The sequence below is a fragment of the Hydrogenovibrio sp. SC-1 genome (assembly GCF_002848135.1).
Taxonomy (GTDB): domain Bacteria; phylum Pseudomonadota; class Gammaproteobacteria; order Thiomicrospirales; family Thiomicrospiraceae; genus Hydrogenovibrio.
On the sequence record NZ_PKGB01000006.1, the window covers coordinates 137,496 to 150,903 of the forward strand.

A 13,408-nucleotide genomic window follows, 5' to 3' on the forward strand; every position below is an offset into this window, starting at 1 on the left:
TAGCAGAGTTTAAGAGAATTGAGTTTAAGAAGTCAGTCTGACACCGCTAGATTCCGATTCAATCGGTAGCGCCTTGGGTTACAATAGCACTATGTTTAAAGAAAGTATTTTTTTAGTCGGACTAATGGGTGCCGGCAAGTCAACAGTTGGTCGTTTTTTAGCGGACAGATTACATTATCAATTTGTCGATAGTGATCATGTTATTGAAGAAAGAACGGGTGCTTCCATCCCAATGATTTTTGACATCGAAGGTGAGTCAGGTTTTCGGTCGCGTGAAGAACAGGTGATTGATGAATGGACTCAAAAGCCGGAAGTGGTTTTAGCGACGGGTGGCGGTGCAATTTTATCTGCTGAAAACCGTAAGCATCTGCGGTCACGTGGTTTTGTGGTCTATCTCAAATCTTCAGTGACGTCTTTAGTGCAACGAACTCGTCATGACCGTAATCGACCTTTATTGCAAACAGAAGACCCTGAGGGTGTGCTTAAACAATTAATCGATGAGCGGGAACCTTATTATGAGGAGGTGGCTGATTTGGTTATTCAAACAGAACAGGTCTCTATTCATCGTGTTGTACGCCAGATTTTGGATCAGGTTGAAGCGCTTAATAAGGTATAACTTTTTAGATTCATATTAGTTGTAAGGAAGTGTCAATTGAAAACATTAACGGTAGCCTTGGGAGATAGAAGTTATCCCATTTTTATTGGTCAAGACCTAATTCATCAATCCGAATTATTCGGCGCCCATCTACAAGGAACTCAAGTATTGATTGTGACCAATACCACAGTTGCGCCTTTGTATTTAGATCAACTCCATCAAACTTTACTGACCGCAAAGCCTAACTTGGAAGTTCAGGTGGTGGTATTGCCAGATGGTGAGCAATATAAAAACTTAACGGTATTGAATGAGATTTTTGATGTGGCCATTGAAAATCGTTTCGATCGGCATTGTACTTTTATCGCATTAGGCGGTGGGGTTGTTGGCGATATGACCGGGTTTGCGGCGGCTAGTTATCAACGTGGTGTCAATTTTATTCAGGTTCCAACCACCTTATTGTCGCAAGTAGATTCTTCCGTAGGCGGCAAGACGGGTGTCAATCATGCCAAAGGGAAGAATATGATTGGCGCTTTTCACCAACCTGAAGCCGTGATTATCGATAGCGAAACCCTGAATACCCTGCCTGATCGAGAGCTTTCAGCTGGGCTGGCTGAGGTGATCAAATATGGGTTAATTGTGGATAAGCCATTTTTTGAATGGTTAGAGCAAAACCTACCAGGCCTGCTTGAGCGGAACCCCGTTTTGCTGGCAGAAGCGATTGAACGTTCTTGTCAAAATAAAGCAACGATTGTGGCTCAAGATGAAAAAGAAGCCGGGTTACGCGCTTTATTCAATTTAGGTCATACCTTTGGTCATGCGATAGAAGCAGGGATGGGCTATGGTTGTTGGTTGCATGGCGAAGGTGTCAGTGCGGGGACCATGCAGGCAGTAGATTTATCTCGTCGGCTTGGTGATTTGTCGGATGATGATCAACAACGCATAGCGGCAATTTTTACCGCCGCACACTTGCCTATTTTGCCTCCGGCTGAGTTATCCGTTGCGCAATTCTTAGCGTTAATGGCGGGTGATAAAAAAGTACAAGCAGGTAAAATTCGTTTAGTGTTATTGAAAGCCATTGGCCAAGCTTATGTGACGGGAGATTATCCCGCAGAGATGCTAGAAGCGACTTTGCAGGAATATCGTTAAGCAGCTTATTCAAAGTAATTGAAGGGGCACCATGTTAGAGAAACTTAGGCAGCAGTTTTCAGACGTAGCAGGGTTAACGTTTGAGCAAGAGGGTGCGTTGATTTTGACTCGAGTGACGAACGCACAGGGTCAAGCCGTTTTAACCACACATGGCGCGCATCTATTAAGTTTTCAACCAAACCTTTCAGGTGCTAAAGACTGTCTATGGGTTTCAAAAACGGCTGTTTATGATGGCTCTAAACCGATTCGAGGTGGTATTCCGATTTGTTGGCCTTGGTTTGGCCCAGCTCCGCAAGAAGGTTTGCCAGCACATGGGTTTGTTCGGAGTCGGGTTTGGCAGTTGGTGACGGCGGAAGCTTTGAACGAAGGGCTAACGCGATTGCGATTGGAAACGCAGTCGGATGACGCTACTTTAGCGATGTGGCCTGTGCCTTTTAAATTATCTTTAACAATTGAAGTTGGGGCGAGCCTAAAAGTATCTTTGACCTCGACAAATTTGAGTGACCAGCCCCAACAAATTACCGAAGCCTTTCATAGTTATTTTGCCATTTCTGATACGGATGCGATGACGGTATCCGGACTTGAAGGTAGTGAGTGTCACGATAAATTAACGTCCGCTGCGCCAGTGACGCAGTTAGGTGATTTAGCGATTAAGCCACCGATTGATTCCGTGTTTTTGAACCAGCAAGGAGCATTAAGCGTTACAGACTCGATGTGGCAACGAAAATTTATTTTGCAGAATACGGGAACGGCTTCTGCAGTGGTTTGGAATCCGGGTTCTGAAATTGTTCAAGGGTTTGCCGATATTGAAAATGATGCTTGGCCAGGGATGTTATGTGTTGAGGTTGGCAATGTTTTGGAGAATGCCATTTTCCTTGACAGCCAGTCTTCTCGTACGATGAGCATGACGCTCTCTATGGTTTGATTGTCGTTAGAAAACGATGGAATTATGATAAAAAAGGCATCATTATCGACGCCTTTTAAATTGCACAGCTTAATTTGTCGCTATTCAGCTGATGGCCATTTGTATTTTTTTCATGGCTTGCTTCTCGATTTGGCGAATACGCTCCATTGATACTTTGTACTGTTCTGATAGCGCCTTCAGGCCCACCTTATTATCTGATAACCAGCGTTGTTGTAAGATATCTCGGCTGCGTTGATCAAGCTGTTTTAGTGCTTGGTGCAGTTGCTGATAATCAAAGTCTGTTTGGGTTTCTTTAATAAGTTGTGCTTCAGGGTCTAAAGACTGACTAACCAAAACAGGATAGGTTTTTCCACTGTTTTCTTCTTCATCGGCCGTTAAATCTACGGACATGTCTTGACCATAAAGTCGTGTTTCCATCTCTAGTACGTCTTTACGGGTAACGCCCAGTTCTTCGGCAACGGTATCGGCGTCTTTGTCGCTAAACCACCCTAGATTCTTTTTGGTGCTTCTTAGTTTAAAAAATAGCTTGCGTTGCGCCTTGGTGGTTGCCGTTTTAACAATCCGCCAATTCTTAATCACAAACTCATTGATTTCAGCACGAACCCAGTGAACAGCAAAGGTCATTAGGCGTACTTTTTCATTAGGGTTGAAGCGCTTAACCGCTTTCATTAGACCAATATTACCTTCTTGAATGAGGTCGCTAAGAGGTAGGCCGTACCCTTTGTAAGTGCGCGCAATCGGAACCACAAATCGTAAAGATGACAAAATGAGTTGTCTCGCTGCTTCTAGATCAGCATGATAATAGAGTTTTTCAGCCAGAGACATTTCTTCCTGTGCGCTTAATTGCGGAAGCGACTGCACAGTGCGTAAATAGCTTTCAATATTTTGCCCCGGCGCCAAGTTGTGAACCGATGGCATAAGGGTTTTTGATTGAATTGCATCTGTCATGTAAGCAATCTCCAGTTAACGTTGAATGATAAACAGTGTACAAGCTGTTAGCAGTCAAGTCAAGGGAGTGCTAATATTATTCGATGATAATCTATTTTATAATAATGTTATATATAACAGTGTATTAAGTAATGTAGTGTAAGTTGTTTGTAGGTTTGTAGGTTTGTAGGTTTGTTGGCGGGGTTTTTATTGCGGGATTTTTTTAAGATATAAAAAAAGCCAGCAAAAGGAGGTGCTGGCTTTAAGTGGAAAGCGAGAGTTTTCGATTAAGAGCGAATTAATCGTTTTCTGAAAGCTGTCCAGACTGATGCATCATTTCCAACCAAGCGTCACGCAGCTCAGTTAAGATTTCGACAGCACTGTCAAGATAGAAGCAGTCTTGTTCAAATACCGCTTCTTGTACTGCTTTATCTGCATAGCGATAAAGTTCTTCAAGATCATACGCAATCGAAGTTTCTTGTGAAAAAGCCAGTCTATCGCGAAGCGCATCCAAGATGGTGGTCATTCGACCAAGGTGAAAACCCTTTTCGACAAAGGCTTGGCTCTGATGGCAAACCTTGGCTAAGTTGCCTTTGTCGACAACCCCTTGTAGCAGTAACAAAATAGTTTTGCTTGGATTATTGGCCAAATGCGTTTCCGTATTTTGGTCACGGCTATATTCTTGCAAGATTGGTGCTTTTATCTCTGCAGCCATAGTTGGATTGGTCGTCATGGTCGTGCTCCTGTTTTTTTATTCGTCGAATTTAAAAATCTTTAGCAACCTTGTTTTAAAAGTTGAACAAAATGTCTAAAGTAATTCTGTTACTGGACGAATAGCAGAGAGTGTGCCAAAAATAGCATTAGGTGTCGTGTACCCTTGATTGAAAGGGGGGTTAAGGTCATTCCAGTACGAAAAAAATAGCCAGGCCTGGCTATTTTTGACAGTCATTTGGCGGAACTGGCAGAGATTGCCGCCAGGATATTGGCAGTTGAATGCTGAGGGTGTGATATTAAAAATGGCTGTTAATGGCAGATGCAGCGGTTTTTGCCTTTTGTACTGCTTCTTCAATGTCTTGCCCTTTAGCTAATGCAACGCCCATGCGGCGTCGACCAGAAATTTCAGGCTTGCCAAATAAACGGAGCTGGGTGTCAGGTTCGCTTAAAGCGTTTTCTAAACCACTAAAAACTGTTTCGCTGGAATGGCCGGTGGGTAAAATGACACTGGATGCACTGGGCCCAAATTGGCGAATGGAAGGGATGGGTAAGCCAAGCATGGCTCTTAAATGTAGAGCAAATTCAGATAGGTCTTGAGAAATGAGCGTGACTAAGCCAGTATCATGAGGTCTAGGCGAGACTTCACTAAAAATAATCTCATCGCCTTTCACAAACAATTCAACGCCAAAAAGTCCCCAACCCCCTAAGGCTTCGGTAATTTTTCGTGCAACATCCTGCGCAGCTTGTAATGCATTTTTCGTCATAGGATGTGGTTGCCAAGATTGTTGATAATCGCCATCCTGCTGAATATGGCCAATGGGTTCGCAAAAGGCGGTGCCATTTTTATGACGCACCGTTAATAGGGTGATTTCATAATCGAAGTCGATAAAGCCTTCGACAATCACTTTCCCTTTGCCTGCCCGGCCACCTTCTTGGGCAATTTGCCACGCAGATTCAATATCGTCTGCTGATTGAATTACGCTTTGACCTTTGCCAGACGAACTCATAATCGGCTTAACCACACAAGGCATACTGATGGTTTCAACAGCTTGGGCGAAGTCTGAAAAGGTTTCTGCAAATAGGTAGGGGCTGGTCGGAATGCCAAGGGTTTCGCTGGCAAGGCGGCGAATGCCTTCTCGGTTCATTGTCAGTTGCGTTGCTTTGGCACTCGGAACAATATTAAATCCTGTTTCCTCTAAAGCAACCAGCGTATCAGTGGCAATCGCCTCTATTTCAGGCACAATATAGTCAGGCTTTTCGGTTTCAATAATCTGTTGCAGGGCTTCGCCATCTAACATACTTAATGTATAGCTCCGGTCTGCTACTTGCATGGCTGGCGCATGCTCGTATCGATCCAATGCGATGACTTCCATTCCCAAGCGCTGCGCTTCTATTGCGACCTCTTTGCCTAATTCGCCCGCACCGCACAATAATATTTTAGTGGCGGTCTTTGAAAATGGTGTTCCGATGTGCAACATGGCATCCCCTTTGCTTGTAGATTTTTAAAAATAAAACAGGAACGTATCGGCAGGTGTGTCAATAACTTTACTGTAAAGCAAACATTATAGTGAATTTTAGATCAACTGCTGAAAAATACCGTCGGTTGCAGCGGGAAAAGCGTTCAGTGCAGTAAAAGGGAAATGATCATGACGAATTATGCTCAACTTGATGTGTTACAGACTTTAGATTCGGAGCCAAAATTGCAAAAGGTTGCAGGGCGTCGTGTCGAGAATTCTGCACTGGATATCTTTCATATTACGAACCAAACCGCTCAAGTAAAGCGGTTAATGACAAAGTTACAACATCGCTTTTCGGACTCTGAAGATGTTGCTTATTTGATAGAGTCTGAAGTCAATCAGCGGACGACCGATCTGGTGCGTAGGGCCAATTACGACTCTTTAACACACTTGCCTAATCGCGCCTATTTTCACGATATTTTAGAAAACTTGATTCAGCGTTCCAAACAAGATCAATTACCCTTTTCATTACTGTTTTTAGATTTAGATGGCTTTAAGGTCGTCAATGATACGCTCGGGCATCAGATAGGTGATGAGCTGTTGCGGCATGTCAGTGGCCGTTTGGTGGCCTCCGTGCGCGAAGGTGATATTGTGAGTCGATTAGGCGGTGATGAGTTTGTCATCTTATTGGCAGAGTTGAATCAGCGAGATGAAATAGAAGTAATTTGCAAACGTATTATTCATGATATAACCAAACCTTATTGGTTTGATGGTCATGAAGTCCGTACCTCCACTAGTATTGGTATAGCTTCCTTTCCAGATGACACCACTTTGTCTTCAGAGTTAATTGAGAGGGCAGACCAGGCGCTCTACATTTCGAAAACGGATGGAAAGCAGACTTTTCGATTTTATGATGATGTGCAATCTCAACTTCATCACCAGTCATCAAAAACCTTAGAAGCATTTGAAAAAGCTTTAATGGCTGGCGAATTTGATCTTGAAATTGAGCCCCAGATTGATTTGAAGCAACGTCGAGTTGTAGGTGGCATGATTAAACCTTTTTGGGTTGTCCGTGAGCATGACAAACAACCGATGAATCAGTGGATGTCGTTGTTGGTACAAAGTGGCAAGGGGTTGTCGATGGCCAACTGGTTGTTAGATTCGGGGTGTTTTTTCGCTAAAAAATGGACTCAGCAGCATGCAGAGTTTGTTGTGTCGGTTCCAATCCTAGATGCTTTGGCAGCGAAACAGGACCTTGCCTCCATCTTGATGCAGAAGTTACAGCAATCCAATTTAATGGCGAACCAGTGCCAGTTTGTTTTTTCGCTACAGCAGTTATCAACCGTGGATGGCTTAGTGGATCGTTTAGTAGATTTATCGGAGCAAGGGGGGCAAATCACCTTGACGGGAATTGGCAGAACACCTTTGGATTTAACGGGCTTAGCCAATCTTTCAGTGCAAGAATTTAAGTTTGATGGAGATTGGCTCCATCAGGCAATGCAAACCGACGCCGGTCGGAAGTGGGTTCAAGCAATGATCCAAATGGGTCAAAGCCTGGATGTTTGTCTGATTGCAACGAATGTCACGTCTGAAGGTGATGCCAATAGTCTCGCGGAATGGGGTTGTCAGTTAGGTCAGGGTGCCTATTGGGCTCAGTCAATGTCCTGCGCTGATTTTGAACCCTAAGCTAAACTGATTGATAAAGAAAACGCCTCGCTGAGATCTTTGAGACGCTGTGCATTTTGAGAGCTTAAGCCAGTTTTTCTGAACGAGATAAGTGTTTTAACATTTCTAAAATCACCTTGGCTGAGTGGGTTGCTGCTTGCTCAAGGTACTGCTCAAAAGTCACGGCATTTTCTTTGCCTGCAATATCCGATAAGGATCGAATAATCACAAAAGGCGTTTCAAACACATGGCAAGTTTGAGCCACAGCGGCCGCTTCCATTTCACAGGCAATCATGTCAGGAAAATAGCCGCGAGTGGTTTCTACATCTTCTGGTTGATGCATAAAGCGATCCCCTGTTGCAATCAAGCCATGCATGTGTGTGACTTCATTGAGTGCATCAATACTGGCTTTGGCGGCAGCAATTAAGGCTGAGTCGGGTAGATAGCAAGCCGGGTGTCCGGGAACTTGACCTCGTTCGTAACCAAATGCCATGACATCGACATCGTGGTGGCAAACAGAAGAGCTAATGACAATATCCCCCACCTCAAGATCGGTATGAAAGCCACCAGCGGATCCGGTATTGATCACATAATCCGGTTCGTAGAGTTTGATCAGTAAAGCGGTGCTAATTGCCGCATTCACCTTACCAATGCCAGATCTGAGTAGCACCACATCCGTTTCGTTAATTTGGCCAAGATAATATTCGAATCCACCGTGGGTTTCGATGGTGAGGTCGGAAATTTGATCACGTAAAAGAGATACTTCTTCCTCCATAGCGCCAATAATAGCCACTTTCATCCGGTCTATACCTCATTACCTAGCGATTTAAGCGTCGCTTCATCTAAAGCAATATCCGTATTTTTGTTGACGCCAATACCATGGTCGATGATATTTTGGGCAATGGATTTAGCTTCTTCTAAAGAATGCATTTTATAGGTGCCACACTGATATTCGTTGAGTTCAGGAATGTCATTCATTTTCTCAACCTTGAGCACATCGTGCATGGCTTTTAACCAAGCATCGGCAACGCGTTGTTCACTAGGTGTGCCGATTAAGCTCATATAGAACCCAGTGCGGCAGCCCATTGGTGAGACATCAATGATCTCTACATCATTACCATTGAGGTGATTGCGGATAAACCCAGCGAATAAATGTTCTAAGGTGTGAATGCCTTTTTCGCCCATCATGGATTCATTGGGTTTGTTAAAGCGTAAATCAAAAACGGTAATGGTATCGCCGCCGGGCGTGGTCATGGTCTTTGCAACGCGTACAGCTGGCGCATTCATAATTTTATGGTCAACGGTGAAACTGTCGAGTAGTGGCATGGTAACGTCCTTTTAGTTGTATTGAGTGAGTTTATTATAGCGGATCATGCTTTGGAGTTCTTTGACATATTCGTGTTTGCGTTCAGAATAGTTGACCAGACCTTCGGTCATTTCCAATCCTGTGGGCGTTTGACCTTTTTGACGGGTCTGGGCTCGAATCTGGCGTAGCTTTTCATAGGTTCGGTGGCTATTTAAATTGTGGATATAGCTGACAATCGATTGGTACGGGTGGTCAAAGGCGCGAACTTCATGAGAAGCGCCATCATTGCGTCGTTTAGGGACGAGTCCACAGCCTTTACTAAAGCACCATTGCCCAAAATAGTTATTGGCTTGGCGGGCGAAACGCGAGGTTCCCCAGGCACTTTCATTGGCACCTTGTGCCAAGGCTAATGCCGCTGGAATAGCGTCTATTCTCGTCAATAAAGCGGTTAAATCGGCTTGATTGCTGGGGTTAAAATTATCTACGCCATAGCGTTTGGCTTGTTTTTTTAACCAGGCCTGGCCATTTTTCTCCATTGAATGGGAACTGATCAGCCCTTTTAACCGTTCCCGATCCTCTAGAATAGCGGCATTAGCACGCTTGATCAGTGGTGCCATAAAGTCAAAGAAAGCCTGTTTTCTCGGTGGACCTGCGGCAAAGTCTTTAAATTTTGGAATGGCCGGCAAGCGATCTGATTGCGTATTTTGTGTTTTGGGCTGGGTCGTGATTTTTGGTTCTGAACTAGCATCCGACTCGAGGGGTTCGGTTTCCTTGGCTTTTTTGATCGCAGGGGATTCAGGGGTCGACGGCTGCTTCGTTGCGGCACTTTGAGTGGGTTCGGCGGTTACCGGTGTGGTGTTGTCTGCATCGGAGCAGCCGATCACGATGGCGCTACTGCTTGCAAGCAAGCTCATAAAAAATAAACGGATAATGTTAGACATGTGTCATCCTCTGACTTTGAAGCAATGGCCTGAAACTATAACAAGTTAATGGTGAATTTCAACCAAAACATTTTTCATAATAGTTTGTTGTACGGCTTTGGCAGGTTAGAATGATTACTTTGCTATACCCCTACAAAGAGAGTGTGTATGAAAGATTCTAAATTACGTTATTCCACCTTGTTGCAATTGGTAGAAAATGCCCAGGATGGCATTACCGTTGCCGAAAAAGAAGGTCAAGATACCATTTTGATTTATGTTAACCCAGGGTTTGAAAAATTAACCGGTTATGCGCCACAAGAAATTCTCTATCGTGACTGTCGTTTCTTGCAAGGGGCTGATAGTGATCCTGAAGCAGTGAGGGCTGTGCGAGAAGCAATAGAAACCAATGAACCCGTTAGAACGATTTTAAAAAACTATCGTAAAGATGGCAGTTGTTTTTGGAATGAATTGAGTATTACGCCGTTTTACGATGAGGTTGATCGTCGCCAATATTATATTGGGATTCAAAAAGATGTTTCTGAGGTAGTTGAGCTAAAGCAGCAGCTTGAAGCTGCCCAGAAAAAGCTTCAGCAGCTAGAAGGGTAAGCTAGCTGATTCAAAGGTCGTTAAATCAAACAATTGTACTTGCATTTGACCAAATGCATTCATATCCGGTTGATTGAGAAATAAAAATAACTCAAAACTAGGGTGTTCTTGAGTCCAAGCTCGCCAGTCGTCTAATGCGGGTGATGGGGTTGCATGGACCCAGGCGACTCCATGACAATGCAGTGTTTGTAGAGACGGTACCAGTTGCTCAAACTGAATGGCGCTGTTAGGTTGTAGCAGTGGCATATATCCTTGAGAGACCAAATTTAGTGCCGCTAAAATACCCAATAAAATATGTGTGTTTTCTGAGCATTGAACCCAAATTGGGTGCAAGTCAGTAGGCAGTTGCCGGTAAGAAAGGTGAAGACGCGACTGTAAACGGGGAACCATTAAGCTATACCATAGCTGACTCGCGGTCGTGTTTTCCGTGAGAGAAAGCGTTGTTCGAGAAAATAGCGGCTGCCAAAACCCCATTACGTAGTCAGCTATAATGTTGTCCAAAAGCTGATTAACTGTTTGAATATCGGCTTTTTCAAGGGACTCTATCAGTAAGTTTTCTAAGCTGGCTTCTGTTTGTGGCTCAATCGCAGGTGCTTTGGGCTGGTCTAGTAGGCTTTTAATTTGACTGATTGGCACCCCTTGCTGAGTCAGTCGTATCACTTCCTTGAGGGTTTTGATATTTTCATAGGTGTAGAGGCGGTGGCCAGATTCAGTGCGCACTGGCTCAATCAAACTGTAACGTCTTTCCCAGGCTCTAAGTGTAATCGGGTTGATGCCAGTAATTTTGGCAACTTCTCGGATCGGCAATAGGGCTTCTTGTGGTGGATTTAATTTTCTCATTCGTTAATCCTATACAATTGTTATACATTCGTCAAGCTAAAGCCGGGGCTGTTTTAACAATTCTTTAATTGTTGTCGTCGACTTAAGTGCGCTTGTCGGCTGAGTGCTAGGTCGATAATGGGGGGAGGGTAACAGTTCGTGTCATTGGGTTGGTGGAGGTTTTGAAGGGGGCAATGTTTTAAGCGGGGTAGCCAGTGTGTAATATATTTTCCTTTAGCATCAAACTTTTCGCTTTGGCGAATTGGATTAAAGAGTCGATAATAGGGCGCGGCGTCCACGCCACATCCTGCCACCCATTGCCAGCCTAGGGTATTATTGGCCGGATCGGCATCCACTAAAGTGTCATTAAACCAATCAACTCCCAGTCGCCAGTCGATGTTGGCATTTTTGGTTAACCAAGACGCCACCAACATACGTACTCGATTGTGCATCCAGCCAATTTCCCAAAGTTGTTTCATGCCCGCGTCAATAATCGGAATACCCGTATTCCCCTGGCACCAGGCCTGGTAGATTTTGGCTTGCTGTTCGTCAAAATCGTTTCGTTCCGTATAGAAGCCGACAAACTTTGATTGGAAAGGGGTTTGTTCACTGGCGGGGAAGTGCCACAAAATCGATCTGGCAAATTCTCGCCAAGCGAGTTGCCTTAACCAAATGTGTATAGCTTGGCCGTTTAACGATTCTAGTGGGGCTAGGGTAAATAAAATTGCGCGAGAATGAATCTCACCAAAATGTAAATGCGGTGACATCATGCTAGTGCCGGATTCACCTGGCAGGTCTCGATTCACTTCGTAAGAATCTAGTCTTGAGGCGACAAACTGATCTAATTTCAACCAGGCCTGGCTCTCGCCAACTTGCCAGTGCTGCATGATTTTCTGAGCCCAAGCCTGATTGGACAGATTTTGTAAGTCATTCGGCAGTGTTTGGAATTCACTCGGGCAGGAGATACGCGTGGTTTTTTGCAAGTCAGTACTGGGTGACCCAAAAGGCACAAGTCGTGATAGTTTTGACATGACGGATTTGTAAAAGGGCGTGAAGACTTTATAGGGCAGGCCTGAGCCATTCAGTAATTGGTTATAAGGTAGCCAGTTTTCGGTGTGATAGGGCACTAGCGGCACTTCTAAGTGCTGGCATACGTCAAGAGCTTGTTGTTGCCAACTTGTAAACGGATGCCCAGGTTGAAAGGTGTAGCAAACTTGGTCAATTTGATGTTGGCGAATGACGGAATTCAGTTGCTCAGAAAAATTCCCTTCGATTAGCCAGAGCCGGCCTTTTCGATTTTGAAAGTCCTGCTGTAATTGTTGCAAACTTTGTGCTAACCAAGCAGAATTTGCATGGCCAAGGGTTTGTTTCGGATCGTGGAAATAGGCGACAATCACTTTTGTGGAATTAGCCAGAGCGCTTTCCAAGGCAGGGTGGTGTTGAATGCGTAGCTCTCTCTGTAGCCAGACTAAGGTTCTCATTTCATTTCCTTGAGGAAAGTAAATTTTAATTATACAAAATATGTACTTATTGTGTACAGGTAATAAGTTAATCCCGTGATTGAGTGTGTTATAAATAATGCATTGGTGTCGTAATCGGGCGGTTGTGGTAAGGTGGTTAAAAAGAGGATATCAAGATGTTAATCACATTTAAAACAAAGTCGCATGCAGACATTGCTATGTTTGAAAAGGTGGCGCTTAAAATGTTGAGTATGATGGGACACTCTCAAACAGTCCCCGGAGCAATATTGGCGGAAGATGTACCAGAGGCACTGAGTCGATTAATCGCTGCGGTCGAGTCAGGGAAAAATGTCCTTCCAATTGAGCGTAATGATCCAGATGAACCGGTTGTGAGTCTTTCGCATCGAGCGGCACCTTTGATTGAGCTGCTTTCAGCTGCAGTTAAGGCAGGTGAAGATATTATGTGGGAAAGCTCTTCTACCCTCGGGTGGCTAGGTTAAATTGCGAGCGTTGTTTGGGATTAAACTTCTAAGCACTATATTCGACAGATGTTGTCTGCCATTTGGCTTTTTGCCGAGCTTTATACCATTCGTGGTTAAGCACTAATAAAATGGGGAAGGGTATCAATAGCCAGAAATTTTCTAGTGGTACTGTCGCAGTATTAAAGATAGATTGAATCGCTGGGACATATAAAATCGCAACAATAAAGACCGCTTCCATCGCGACCCCAAACCAAATCATTTTATTGATGTGGGTTAAATTCCAAAGGGAATCTTCCCAGGAACGTAATGTAAAGACATTGGCCATCTGACAGGTAATTGCCCCTAACAACGTCATGGTCATCGCTTGACGATGAAATTCTTGAGAG

Annotated in this window: 15 protein-coding genes; 6 read left to right on the top strand and 9 right to left on the bottom strand. The window is 44.2% G+C overall.

Translation table 11 applies throughout. The features are described 5' to 3' along the window. Positions 1 to 91: 91 nt before the first annotated feature. Genes aroK through CYQ88_RS05180 form a run of 3 tightly spaced genes read left to right on the top strand, consistent with a single transcriptional unit; the run spans position 92 to position 2,666 of the window. Entirely contained in the window at positions 92 to 616 is a 525-nt protein-coding gene (gene aroK, locus CYQ88_RS05170) for a shikimate kinase AroK (protein ID WP_101840285.1), read from the top strand. A gap of 36 nt (positions 617 to 652) precedes the next feature. Then, positions 653 to 1,741 carry a 3-dehydroquinate synthase gene (gene aroB / locus CYQ88_RS05175; RefSeq protein ID WP_101840286.1) on the top strand — a complete coding sequence of 363 codons (1,089 nt, stop codon included), beginning with the start codon at positions 653 to 655 and terminating at the stop codon, positions 1,739 to 1,741. 31 nt (positions 1,742 to 1,772) lie between these two features. Next, positions 1,773 to 2,666, top strand: coding sequence for a D-hexose-6-phosphate mutarotase (locus CYQ88_RS05180; protein ID WP_101840287.1), 894 nt, complete (start codon positions 1,773 to 1,775; stop codon positions 2,664 to 2,666). A gap of 84 nt (positions 2,667 to 2,750) precedes the next feature. Here the strand turns inward: CYQ88_RS05180 and rpoH are convergent, their stop codons facing one another. The 3 genes from rpoH to purT form a co-directional block, all read right to left on the bottom strand. After that, complete coding sequence (gene rpoH / locus CYQ88_RS05185; RefSeq protein WP_101840288.1) at positions 2,751 to 3,614, bottom strand: RNA polymerase sigma factor RpoH; 864 nt, start codon at positions 3,612 to 3,614, stop codon at positions 2,751 to 2,753. 277 nt (positions 3,615 to 3,891) lie between these two features. Continuing rightward, positions 3,892 to 4,326 carry a flagellar protein FliS gene (locus tag CYQ88_RS05190; protein WP_101840289.1) on the bottom strand — a complete coding sequence of 145 codons (435 nt, stop codon included), beginning with the start codon at positions 4,324 to 4,326 and terminating at the stop codon, positions 3,892 to 3,894. 277 nt (positions 4,327 to 4,603) lie between these two features. Beyond that, the gene (gene purT, locus CYQ88_RS05195; RefSeq protein ID WP_101840290.1) at positions 4,604 to 5,785 is read right to left on the bottom strand and encodes a formate-dependent phosphoribosylglycinamide formyltransferase; all 1,182 of its coding nucleotides are present in this window, start codon (positions 5,783 to 5,785) and stop codon (positions 4,604 to 4,606) included. A 168-nt stretch (positions 5,786 to 5,953) separates the two neighbouring features. Here purT and CYQ88_RS05200 point away from each other — a divergent pair, with 168 nt between their 5' ends. After that, the gene (locus tag CYQ88_RS05200; RefSeq protein ID WP_158236010.1) at positions 5,954 to 7,450 is read left to right on the top strand and encodes a diguanylate cyclase; all 1,497 of its coding nucleotides are present in this window, start codon (positions 5,954 to 5,956) and stop codon (positions 7,448 to 7,450) included. 64 nt (positions 7,451 to 7,514) lie between these two features. Here the strand turns inward: CYQ88_RS05200 and mtnN are convergent, their stop codons facing one another. From mtnN to CYQ88_RS05215, 3 genes are read right to left on the bottom strand one after another with little or no spacing between them, the layout of a single operon-like run. Then, positions 7,515 to 8,228, bottom strand: a complete 714-nt coding sequence (gene mtnN, locus CYQ88_RS05205; protein WP_101840292.1) for a 5'-methylthioadenosine/S-adenosylhomocysteine nucleosidase — start codon at positions 8,226 to 8,228, stop codon at positions 7,515 to 7,517. A gap of 5 nt (positions 8,229 to 8,233) precedes the next feature. Continuing rightward, positions 8,234 to 8,755 (bottom strand): S-ribosylhomocysteine lyase, encoded by a 522-nt coding sequence (gene luxS, locus CYQ88_RS05210; protein WP_101840293.1) that lies wholly within the window; start codon positions 8,753 to 8,755, stop codon positions 8,234 to 8,236. Between the two features lie 12 nt (positions 8,756 to 8,767). Then, entirely contained in the window at positions 8,768 to 9,676 is a 909-nt protein-coding gene (locus CYQ88_RS05215) for a glucosaminidase domain-containing protein (protein WP_101840294.1), read from the bottom strand. 147 nt (positions 9,677 to 9,823) lie between these two features. On the opposite strand from CYQ88_RS05215, the gene CYQ88_RS05220 reads away from it, so the two are divergent. Beyond that, positions 9,824 to 10,261, top strand: coding sequence for a PAS domain-containing protein (locus CYQ88_RS05220; RefSeq protein WP_101840295.1), 438 nt, complete (start codon positions 9,824 to 9,826; stop codon positions 10,259 to 10,261). Here CYQ88_RS05220 and CYQ88_RS05225 read toward each other — a convergent pair. Both CYQ88_RS05225 and CYQ88_RS05230 read right to left on the bottom strand, forming a co-directional pair. After that, the gene (locus CYQ88_RS05225; protein WP_101840296.1) at positions 10,250 to 11,101 is read right to left on the bottom strand and encodes a MerR family transcriptional regulator; all 852 of its coding nucleotides are present in this window, start codon (positions 11,099 to 11,101) and stop codon (positions 10,250 to 10,252) included. The genes CYQ88_RS05220 and CYQ88_RS05225 overlap by 12 nt on opposite strands. A gap of 53 nt (positions 11,102 to 11,154) precedes the next feature. Next, positions 11,155 to 12,561: a deoxyribodipyrimidine photo-lyase gene (locus CYQ88_RS05230; RefSeq protein WP_101840297.1), complete on the bottom strand. Its 1,407-nt coding sequence runs from the start codon at positions 12,559 to 12,561 to the stop codon at positions 11,155 to 11,157. Positions 12,562 to 12,716: 155 nt separating this feature from the next. Here CYQ88_RS05230 and CYQ88_RS05235 point away from each other — a divergent pair, with 155 nt between their 5' ends. After that, positions 12,717 to 13,040 (top strand): DUF1840 domain-containing protein, encoded by a 324-nt coding sequence (locus tag CYQ88_RS05235; protein ID WP_101840298.1) that lies wholly within the window; start codon positions 12,717 to 12,719, stop codon positions 13,038 to 13,040. Between the two features lie 28 nt (positions 13,041 to 13,068). Here CYQ88_RS05235 and CYQ88_RS05240 read toward each other — a convergent pair. Then, the coding region (locus tag CYQ88_RS05240; RefSeq protein WP_199170161.1) for a cation-translocating P-type ATPase C-terminal domain-containing protein at positions 13,069 to 13,408 on the bottom strand (340 nt) is incomplete at its 5' end.

What these genes read in the sequence shown, in the direction of transcription:
- aroK (WP_101840285.1), top strand. Translation starts at nt 92, where the DNA reads ATGTTTAAAGAAAGTATTTTTTTAGTCGGACTAATGGGTGCCGGCAAG.
- CYQ88_RS05180 (WP_101840287.1), top strand. Translation starts at nt 1,773, where the DNA reads ATGTTAGAGAAACTTAGGCAGCAGTTTTCAGACGTAGCAGGGTTAACG.
- rpoH (WP_101840288.1), bottom strand. Translation starts at nt 3,614, where the DNA reads ATGACAGATGCAATTCAATCAAAAACCCTTATGCCATCGGTTCACAAC.
- CYQ88_RS05190 (WP_101840289.1), bottom strand. Translation starts at nt 4,326, where the DNA reads ATGACGACCAATCCAACTATGGCTGCAGAGATAAAAGCACCAATCTTG.
- purT (WP_101840290.1), bottom strand. Translation starts at nt 5,785, where the DNA reads ATGTTGCACATCGGAACACCATTTTCAAAGACCGCCACTAAAATATTA.
- CYQ88_RS05200 (WP_158236010.1), top strand. Translation starts at nt 5,954, where the DNA reads ATGACGAATTATGCTCAACTTGATGTGTTACAGACTTTAGATTCGGAG.
- mtnN (WP_101840292.1), bottom strand. Translation starts at nt 8,228, where the DNA reads ATGAAAGTGGCTATTATTGGCGCTATGGAGGAAGAAGTATCTCTTTTA.
- luxS (WP_101840293.1), bottom strand. Translation starts at nt 8,755, where the DNA reads ATGCCACTACTCGACAGTTTCACCGTTGACCATAAAATTATGAATGCG.
- CYQ88_RS05215 (WP_101840294.1), bottom strand. Translation starts at nt 9,676, where the DNA reads ATGTCTAACATTATCCGTTTATTTTTTATGAGCTTGCTTGCAAGCAGT.
- CYQ88_RS05220 (WP_101840295.1), top strand. Translation starts at nt 9,824, where the DNA reads ATGAAAGATTCTAAATTACGTTATTCCACCTTGTTGCAATTGGTAGAA.
- CYQ88_RS05225 (WP_101840296.1), bottom strand. Translation starts at nt 11,101, where the DNA reads ATGAGAAAATTAAATCCACCACAAGAAGCCCTATTGCCGATCCGAGAA.
- CYQ88_RS05230 (WP_101840297.1), bottom strand. Translation starts at nt 12,561, where the DNA reads ATGAGAACCTTAGTCTGGCTACAGAGAGAGCTACGCATTCAACACCAC.
- CYQ88_RS05235 (WP_101840298.1), top strand. Translation starts at nt 12,717, where the DNA reads ATGTTAATCACATTTAAAACAAAGTCGCATGCAGACATTGCTATGTTT.